The following is an 8,737-nucleotide window of genomic DNA, read 5'->3' as shown; positions in this document are numbered from 1 at the left end:
CCCCCCCCCCCCCCCCCCCCCCCCCCCCCCCCCCCCCCCCCCTCGGCCCTTGCCGCGTCCACGGCCCCAGCCCCCTCCGTCTCGCAGGCTCTGCCTGCGATCCACCTCCCCCGGAACGGCCTGCGGCCTGGGGGAGGAATTGAAAGGCGCCCACCGCGCGACGCCAGATTGCGGTTTCAAGCTTGGCTGTTATTCTGCGCCCACTTTGGGTAGCGGGGGCTGAAATGCGTGCTCGGTTGACGACTTGGCTGGTGGTCTGCGCCGGCCTGATGATGACGGCCTGCGCCACCACCGTCGATATCAGCGCCCGCTTCCCGGCGCGCTACGCCGAGACCAGCGACATCCGCCGGATCGCCGTGGCGGGCTTCGACGGCTATGGCGGGCGCGAGTTCCAGTCGGCCCTGCAGGCCGAACTGTTCTCCGCCACCTTTGACGGCCGGCCCTATTTCACTGTCGTGGCGACGGGCGGGCCGAGCAATCCGCGCGACGCGGCGCCCTATGGCCGGTCGGTAGGCGCGCAAGGCGTGATCCTCGGCATGGTGGGCACGGATTTCAACACCTCCAGCTATCAGGGCAGCGAGAGCCGCTGCGTCCGGTGGGAGGGGGACAAGTGCAAGGAATACAAGTCCTTCCCCGTCCCCTGCTGGCGCCGGAACGTCGACCTGATCGTGACGCCGAGCCTGGTGAACGTGGCCAATGGCCGGGTGGTCTATTCGACCCAGAAACGGGCCAGCCGCAACACCTCCTGGTGCGGAAACCAGTCGCCCTCCACCGGCGATCTGGCCATGGTGACCGACGCCCAGCGCGACATCCTCGGCGACATCCGCCGCGACATCGCCCCGTACAACACCACCCTCAGCGCTACCTTGAAGACCAAGGGCGTGGGGCTGTCGGAACCCCTGAAGGCCCAGTTCACGGCGGCGGCGAAGGCCGCCTCCAGCGGCGACATGGCCACGGCCTGCCAGGCCTGGACCAGCATCAACACCGCCCAGCCGGGCAACCTGGACACCGTCTACGACCTGGGGGTCTGCGCCGAGAGCGCCGGCGACTATGGCAAGGCCCTGACCCTCTATCGCCAGGCCCAGCGCCTGTCGCCGACGCAGGACAACGCCATCAACGAGTCCATCGCCCGGGCGCAGAGCCTCTCGGACGCCAGGGCGGCCCTGGCGCGCGGCCAGAAGAAGTAGGGCGCGCCCACGCGGATCGTCACCCGGCAGGACGGCCGCTGGGGCCTGAAGCAGAGGTCGTACTGAGATGGTCACCCTGCGCACCGCTGTGCCGGCCGACGCTGCGGCGATCCGCGACCTGACGCGGGCGGCCTACGCCAAGTGGGTTCCGGTGATCGGGCGGGAGCCCAAGCCGATGGGGGCCGACTACGAGGCCGCCGTCCGGGCGCACCGGTTCGACCTGCTCTACGTCGGGGATGAGCTGGCCGCCCTGATCGAGACCATCGACGAGGCCGACCAACTGCTGATCGAGAACGTGGCGGTGTCGCCGGGCCATCAGGGGCAGGGGCTGGGCCGGCGGCTGCTGGCGCACGCGGAGGGGCTGGCGGTCGCGCATGGCTACGCGCGCATCCGGCTCTACACAAACCAGCGGTTCGAGGAGAATATCGCGCTGTACCAGCGGGTCGGCTACCGCATCGACCGCGCGGAGGCCGTGAGCGCGGGCGTCGTGATCCACATGAGCAAGGCGCTCGGCTAGGAGGCGCCGAGCCTGAGCAAGACCTCACGCGGGATCTGGTGCTGGGCGATGACCGGGCGCTGGTCGCGCAGGCCAAGCGACTCGCGCTGGACGAAGAACATCCAGGTGGCCTTGGCGGCGGCCTTGACCAGGGCGTCTCGGGGTTGGGTCTGATCCTCACCGGCGTCGAAGGCGCGCAGGGCGGCGAGCGCGCTCTCCATCTTGCCGCCGATGCGGCCGAGGGCTGCGGCGGCCTCGCCGGCCATCTCGTGCTGCAGGACGTCGAAGCCGCTATCACGGGCGGACGGGGTGTTGCGCTTGCTGAACATGGGCGCTCCCATTGATCGGTCGGTGGAGTTTAGCCAATTCCCGGCGGGGAAGGCCAGTTCCCGGCTCTAGGTCATCCGCAGGACGACGCTGTCGGGGACCGTCTGGGCCGGCCGCACGCCGCTGAGCGCGGGAATGATGTCCTCGACGCGGTCGACGGAGATCCAACTCGTCATGAACTCGGGTGGCGTCAGCTTGTTGTCTACCGTGTGCTTGAACAAGGCATAGAGCGGCTCCCAGAAGCCGCCGGGACTGTAGAACACCACCGGCTTGGCGTGCAGGTCCAGCCGGCGCCAGGACAGCAGCTCGACGATCTCCTCCAGGGTGCCGATGCCGCCCGGCAGGACGATGAAGCTGTCGGCGTGGTCGAACATGATCTGCTTGCGCTCATGCATGGAGGACACGACGATGGTCTCCACCACGTCCAGGCGGCGCTCGCGGACCTTCAGGAAGTTGGGGATGACCCCCAGCACCTCGCCGCCGGCCTCGTGGGCCGCAATCGCGCAGGCGCCCATCAGGCCCACGCCGCCGCCGCCATAGATCAGCTTCAGCTTCGCCGCCGCGAGTTCGCGACCGAGCTGCGCCGCATCGGCCAGCAGCTGGGGATCGGCGGCGTCGGAGGAGCCGCAGAACACGCAGGCGCTCGAAAGGGGGGCGAGGTCTTGCCCCATGGGCGGTAAGCTCCGGAAAAGGACTCATAACGCGCTGCTGACAGGTTTCGGCGCGCGGGATGGATTAGCTAGGGTCTGGGTTAAGGAGTTTCAAGCAAGCCGTGGTCCGCGTCCTGATTCCTATCGTCGCAGCGATGCTGCTGACCGCCTGCGGCGCCGAGGCGCCCCGCGTCCCGATCGCGCCCAAGAAGGAGCCGGCGGCCGAGGCCGGCTACGCCACCCCGCCGATGGTGAGCCGGATCGAAACCACGGCGGCCGGGGTGATCCTGACCGGCAGCGCCCCGGCCGGCGCGCCGGTGCGGCTGGCCAGTCCGGAGGGGGCGAGCCTGTCGGCCACGGCGGACAACAAGGGGGTCTGGCGGCTGACCATGGCGCCGGCCGCGACGCCGCGGCTGTTCGGGCTCTCCACCACGCAAGGTTCGCGCACCAGCCAGTCCCAGGGCTATCTGCTGCTGACCCCCGAAGGGCTGGCCTATCAGCTTCGGGCGGGGGCCGGGGCGATCCGCGTCGGTGCGGTGGCGGCGCCGGCCATCACCGCCTTCGACTTCGACCGCGAGGGCGCGGCCATCGTGTCGGGGGCGGCCCCCGCCGGGAGCGCGATCACCGTGCGGGCCGATGGCCGTCAGAGCGCCGATGGCCGGGCCAACGCCACGGGCCGCTTCGCGATCTCGCTGACCCAGCCGCTGACGCCGGGCGTCCACGTCATCAAGGTTTTCAACGACGGCGCCGAAAGTTCGGCGACAATCGACACCTCGCCTGCGGCCTCCATGACCGACGGGCCTTTCCGCAGCAGCCGCACGCCCGCGGGCCTGCGGGTGGATTGGATGACGCCAGGCGGCGGCGTGCAGTCGACCGTGATTATTGATTAGAACCCATTTGTTAGGCGGAGTTTTTCCAAGGTGACATTCATGCACGCCGGCGGTGACCGGCGGTTCGCAACGCCTGGGGCCGTGTCGCCGCCCACGGTGACCTTCAGCTTCTGGGCCTCGATGGCCGACCTGTGGCGACTGGTGATGCGCTCAGGCGCCAAGGGCCTGCGCTGGCGGCTGCCGGTGTCCCTGGCCATGGTGTTTCTCGGCAAGCTGGCCGGGGTGACCGCCCCGGTCATGCTGGGGGACGCCATCAACACCCTGTCGCCCGCCGCCGGTTCGGCTGTGGCGATCGGCGCCGACTTCGTGGCCCTGGCCCTGGCCTTCGCAGGACTCCGCCTGATCTCGTCCTGCGCCCCCTATGTGCGGGACGCCATCTTCACCACGGTTTCGCAGTCCACCATGGCCAAGGCGGCGGTGGAGACCTTCGCCCATACGCTGGCCCTGTCGCTGGACTTCCACCAGTCCAAGCAGACCGGGATGCTGGCCCGGATCATCGACCGCGGCGCGCGCTCCACCGACTTCCTGATCCGCAGCGTGGTGTTCAACCTGGGTCCGACGGCCGTCGAGCTGGTGATGGCCCTGGTGGTGATGGTCCTGCGGCTGGACTGGCGGTTCGCGGCGACGACCTTCGTGACCATCGTCATCTACACGGTGGTGACCTTCAAGATCACCGACTGGCGGCTCAGCCACCGGCGCGAACTGAACGAGGCCGACAGCCGTTCGGCGGGCCTCTCGGTGGACGCCATGATGAACTACGAGACGGTCAAGACCTTCGGGTCGGAAACCCGCACGGTCGCCAAGTACGACGCCGCCATGGGCGACTATGTCGTGGCCTCGGTGAAGGCCAACACCTCGCTGTCGCTGCTGAACGGCGTCCAGGCGGTGATCCTGACCATCGGCTTGGCCCTGATGACGGTGCTGGCGGGGCTGGAGGTCATGCAGGGCCGCATGCGGATCGGGGACGTCACCGTCGCCATCCTGTTGCTGACCGGCATCTACCAGCCCCTGAACATGCTGGGCTTCAACTACCGGGAAATCCGCCAGGCCTTCATCGACATGGAGCAGATGGTCAGTCTGGCGGCCCTGAATCCCGACATCGTCGACGCGCCGGACGCGCGCGACCTGCCGCCGTCCAAGGTGCATGGGGCCGACGTGGCCTTCGAGGACGTGACCTTCCAGCACGACGCCCGGTCCACGGGCCTGCAGGCGGTGAGCTTCCACGCCCCGCCCGGCACCACCACCGCCATCGTCGGCCCCTCGGGCGCCGGCAAGACCACGGCGGTCCGCCTGGCCCTGCGGCTGATCGATCCGCAAGGTGGCCGGGTCACGCTGGACGGCATGGACCTGCGCCAGGTCAGCCAGGCCGCCCTGCGCCGCGCCGTGGCCCTGGTGCCGCAGGACGTCGCCCTGTTCAATGACACCGTCTACGCCAATATCGGCTTCGCCCGCCCCGACGCGACGCCGGAGGAGGTGCGCAAGGCCGCCGAGGACGCCGAGCTGGGCGCCTTCATCGACGGCCTGCCGGGCGGCATGTCCACCATGGTGGGCGAGCGCGGCCTGAAGCTGTCGGGCGGCGAACGCCAGCGGGTGGGGATCGCGCGCGCCCTGCTAGCCAATCCCCGGGTGCTGATCCTCGACGAGGCCACCAGCGCGCTCGACGGCCGCACCGAGGAGGCGATCCAGGCCACCCTGCGCAAGGTGCGGGCCGGCCGCACCACCCTGGTGGTGGCCCACCGGCTTTCCACCATCGTCGACGCCGACCAGATCGTGGTGCTGCGGCGGGGCAAGATCGTCGAGCGCGGGACCCACGCGGAGCTGCTCGAGAAAGCCGGGGAATATGCGGCCCTCTGGCGGCGGCAGACCCGGGAGCACTAGGTTGATTTCCTCCCCCGTAAACGGGGGAGGACAACGCGAGGGCTACTCCGCCGCCTTCGGCACGTCGTCGTCGCCGAACACCAGCTTGCGATCCCGCGGCGGCGTCTTGCCGAAGCGCGGGCCCAGGGTGTGTTCCCAGAGCCAGCCGAAGCGGCGGGCGAAGACCTTGGGCGCGGCCAGCAGCACCGGCGTCAGGATCAGGGTCAGCAGGGTGGCGAAGGTCAGGCCCCAGACGACGGCGCCCGAAAGCTGCACCCACCATTCCGACCCCGGCGCCTTGTACTCGATATGGCCGCTGTGGAAGTTCGGGTGGATCTGGAACATCAGCGGCAGCAGGCCGACGACGGTCACGAGCGTCGTCAGCATCACCGGGCGGAACCGCTGGGCCGCGGCGCGGACGGCGGCGTCGTCGGCTTCGTAGCCGGAGCGGCGCAGCTGGTAGTAGGTGTCCACCAGCACGATGTTGTGGCCCACCACGACCCCGGCCAGCGCGACGACGCCGGTCCCCAGCATGATCACCGAGATGTAATCGAAGGTGTGCAGCAGGTTGACCTGCACCCCCAGCAGCACGCCCACCGTGGACAGGGCCACCGCCGACAGCGTCACCAGCACGCCGTAGAAGCTGTTGAACTGCCACAGCAGGATGATGCCCATCATGAACAGCGAGGCCGACATGGCGGTCATGAAGAAGATCGCCGCCTTCTGGCCTTCCTCGTCCGCGCCAGTGAACTTCCAGCGGACGGAGCTGCCCATGGGCGCCTTCTCGAGCCAGGTCTTCAGCTGCTCGATCTTCTGGTTGGCGGCGACGCCTTCGGGGGTGTTGGCCTGGATCAGCACCAGGCGCTGGCTGTCGCGGCGCTGGATGCTGGTCACCTGCTGGGCGGGCACCCGCTTGACGAAGTAGCTGGCCGGGACCGGGCCCTGGGCCGTGGGGATCTTCATGGTCTCGAAGGCCGCGACATTGCGGCCCTCCGGCGTGAAGCGCACCCGGATGTCCAGTTCGTCCTCGGCGTCGTCGGGGCGGAAGCGGCCCACCAGCACACCGCCGGTGGTGTACTGGATCGCCTGGCCGACGCTCAGAACGTCGACGCCGTAGCGGCCGGCGGCCTCACGGTCGACGGTGAGGTTCCACTCGATGCCCGGCGAGGTGCGGTTGTCCTCCAGCTCGATGAGCTGGCGATCGGTGGCCAGCTTGGCCTTGATCATGTCGGCGGCCTTGTTCAGCTCGACAGGATTGTTGCCGCGCAGCTCGACCTGGATGTCCTTGCCGGTGGGCGGACCGCCCTGGGGCTCGCGGACCTCGATCTGCATGCCGGGGATGTCCTTGACCCGTTCACGGATCTCGTTGGCGATGTCCTTGCCGCGCAGGCCAAGGGCCTTGCGGTCCTCGTACTCGGAAAAGTCCAGCGAGATACGGCCGATGGTGTCGTTGGGCGGGCCGTTGGGGCCGCCGCCACCGGTCGCGCCGGAGCGCACATAGACGGAGTTCACGCCCTTGATGCCGGTCACCCGGCGCTCCACCTGGGCCACCAGGACGTCCTGGGCCTCGGGCGACATGTTGCCCCGCGCCTTGACGAAGACGTTCACGAACTCCGGGTCCTGGTCGAGGAAGAACTCGGTGCGGTGCGGCGTGTTGGCGAACCACATGAAGATGCCGACGATGATCGCCAGCGTCGCCCCCATCACCCGGAAGGGGTGCTGGCCCAGATAGCTGATGTTGCGCGCGTACCAGCCCATGAAGCCGGTCATCTCGCGCGGGTCGCCGCGCTCGGACTTCTCGATCTCGGCCAGGTGTTCGGCGTCCACGGCGGCCTTGCGGGCGACGATGGAGCCCAGGGCCGGGGTGAAGATCAGGGCCACGAAGATCGAGGCGCCCAGCACGAAGAACAGGGTCAGCGGCAGGAAGCTCATGAACTTGCCGGGGATCGAGTTCCAGAACATGAACGGCAGGAAGGCGCAGAGCGTGGTCAGGGTGCCGTTCAGCACCGGCCAGAACATGCGGTTACCGGCGGCCGCGAAGGCCTCGCCCTTGGGCATGCCTTCGGCCATTTTCCGGTCGGCGTACTCCACCACCACGATGCCGCCGTCCACCAGGATGCCCACCGCCAGCACCAGGCCGAACATCACCATCTGGTTGAGGGTGACGTTCATGGCGTTGAGCATCAGGAAGGCCAGCATGAAGCAGGCCGGGATCGCCAACCCCACCATCAGGCCCTGACGGATTCCCAGGCTGGCGACGATGATCATCATCACCAGCAGGGTCGCCGACATCAGGCCGCTTTCCAGCACGATCAGGGTGCGGCCGATGAAGTCGCTTTCGTCGAAGATGTAGGAGACCTTGACCGTCTCGGGCCAACGCTTCTGTTCTTCAGCCACCACGGCGCGGACGTTCTTCACCGTCTCCAGGACGTTGGCGCCGGAGCGCTTCGACACGTCGATGGAATAGGCCGCCTGGCCGTTGAAGCGGCTGATGAAGGCAGCTTCCTTGAAGGTGCGGCGCACGTCCCCGATGTCACCGATGGTGATCAGGCGGTCGCCGTTCTTCTTGATGGGCAGGGAGAGGATGTCGGCGGGCTTCTCCACCACGCCGGGCACCTTGACGGCGAACTTGCCGGCGCCGGAGCGCAGGTCGCCGGCTGGGACCAGCTGGTTGTTGCGGGCGATGACCTGGGAAATCTCGCCGGTCGAGACATTGTAGGCCTCCATCCGCATGGGATCGATGGTGACTTCGAGGAACTCCTCGCGCCCGCCGCTGAGGCTGGCTTCCAGCACGCCGGGGGACGCCTCCAGGCGATCCTGCAGGTCGCGGGCGATGCGAACCAGCTCACGCTCGGGCGCCGCGCCCGACAGCACGATGCCGATGACCGGGTCGCCGGAGAAATTGGCTTCCTCGATGATCGGTTCCTCGGCGTCCGGCGGGAACTTGCCGCGCGCCAGGTCGACCTTGGCCCGGACGTCCTGGAGCACCTTGTCCTTGTTGAAGTCGGCCTCGAACTCCAGGTTGACGATCGCCAGGCCCTGGCGGGCCACGGCGTTCATCTGCTTGATGCCCTCCAGGCTCTGGAGCTCGGTCTCCATGGGCTTGACCAACAGCCGCTCGGCGTCCTCGGGGCTGACCCCCGGATAGGGCACGACCACCGACACGAATGGGATGGTGATGTCGGGATTGGATTCCCGAGGCATGGCGATATAGGCCAGGAATCCGAAAATGCTGGCGATCAGGGTGACGCCCAGCACGACCTTGCGCCGTTTAATCGCGCCGTCGATCAAGGGTCCGATCATCGTCTCTATCTCCAGGGGCGCCGGCGC

7 protein-coding genes are annotated in these 8,737 nt (G+C 68.5%); 4 read left to right on the top strand and 3 right to left on the bottom strand.

The features are described from left to right. Window positions 1-224: 224 nt before the first annotated feature. Both Q7J39_RS12465 and Q7J39_RS12460 read left to right on the top strand, forming a co-directional pair. A complete protein-coding gene (locus Q7J39_RS12465; protein WP_304825273.1) occupies window positions 225-1,187 on the top strand; it encodes a tetratricopeptide repeat protein in 963 nt (320 codons plus the stop codon). 67 nt (window positions 1,188-1,254) lie between these two features. Next, entirely contained in the window at window positions 1,255-1,704 is a 450-nt protein-coding gene (locus Q7J39_RS12460) for a GNAT family N-acetyltransferase (protein ID WP_304825270.1), read from the top strand. On the opposite strand, the gene Q7J39_RS12455 is transcribed toward Q7J39_RS12460, so the two are convergent. After that, the gene (locus tag Q7J39_RS12455) at window positions 1,701-2,012 is read right to left on the bottom strand and encodes a DUF6665 family protein (RefSeq protein ID WP_304825267.1); all 312 of its coding nucleotides are present in this window, start codon (window positions 2,010-2,012) and stop codon (window positions 1,701-1,703) included. The two genes, Q7J39_RS12460 and Q7J39_RS12455, sit on opposite strands and share 4 nt — an antisense overlap. 66 nt (window positions 2,013-2,078) lie before the next feature. Beyond that, window positions 2,079-2,681, bottom strand: coding sequence for a TIGR00730 family Rossman fold protein (locus tag Q7J39_RS12450; RefSeq protein WP_304825264.1), 603 nt, complete (start codon window positions 2,679-2,681; stop codon window positions 2,079-2,081). A 101-nt stretch (window positions 2,682-2,782) separates the two neighbouring features. Here Q7J39_RS12450 and Q7J39_RS12445 point away from each other — a divergent pair, with 101 nt between their 5' ends. Together Q7J39_RS12445 and Q7J39_RS12440 are read left to right on the top strand one after the other, a co-directional pair. Further along, complete coding sequence (locus tag Q7J39_RS12445; RefSeq protein ID WP_304825261.1) at window positions 2,783-3,550, top strand: Ig-like domain-containing protein; 768 nt, start codon at window positions 2,783-2,785, stop codon at window positions 3,548-3,550. A 39-nt stretch (window positions 3,551-3,589) separates the two neighbouring features. Continuing rightward, window positions 3,590-5,428 carry an ABC transporter ATP-binding protein/permease gene (locus Q7J39_RS12440; RefSeq protein WP_370690057.1) on the top strand — a complete coding sequence of 613 codons (1,839 nt, stop codon included), beginning with the start codon at window positions 3,590-3,592 and terminating at the stop codon, window positions 5,426-5,428. A gap of 42 nt (window positions 5,429-5,470) precedes the next feature. On the opposite strand, the gene Q7J39_RS12435 is transcribed toward Q7J39_RS12440, so the two are convergent. Continuing rightward, window positions 5,471-8,710: an efflux RND transporter permease subunit gene (locus Q7J39_RS12435; RefSeq protein ID WP_304825257.1), complete on the bottom strand. Its 3,240-nt coding sequence runs from the start codon at window positions 8,708-8,710 to the stop codon at window positions 5,471-5,473. Between the last annotated feature and the right edge of the window lie 27 nt (window positions 8,711-8,737).

The organism is Phenylobacterium sp. (genome assembly GCF_030651185.1).
Taxonomy (GTDB): domain Bacteria; phylum Pseudomonadota; class Alphaproteobacteria; order Caulobacterales; family Caulobacteraceae; genus Phenylobacterium.
This window is presented reverse-complemented; position numbering and strand designations above follow the sequence as displayed.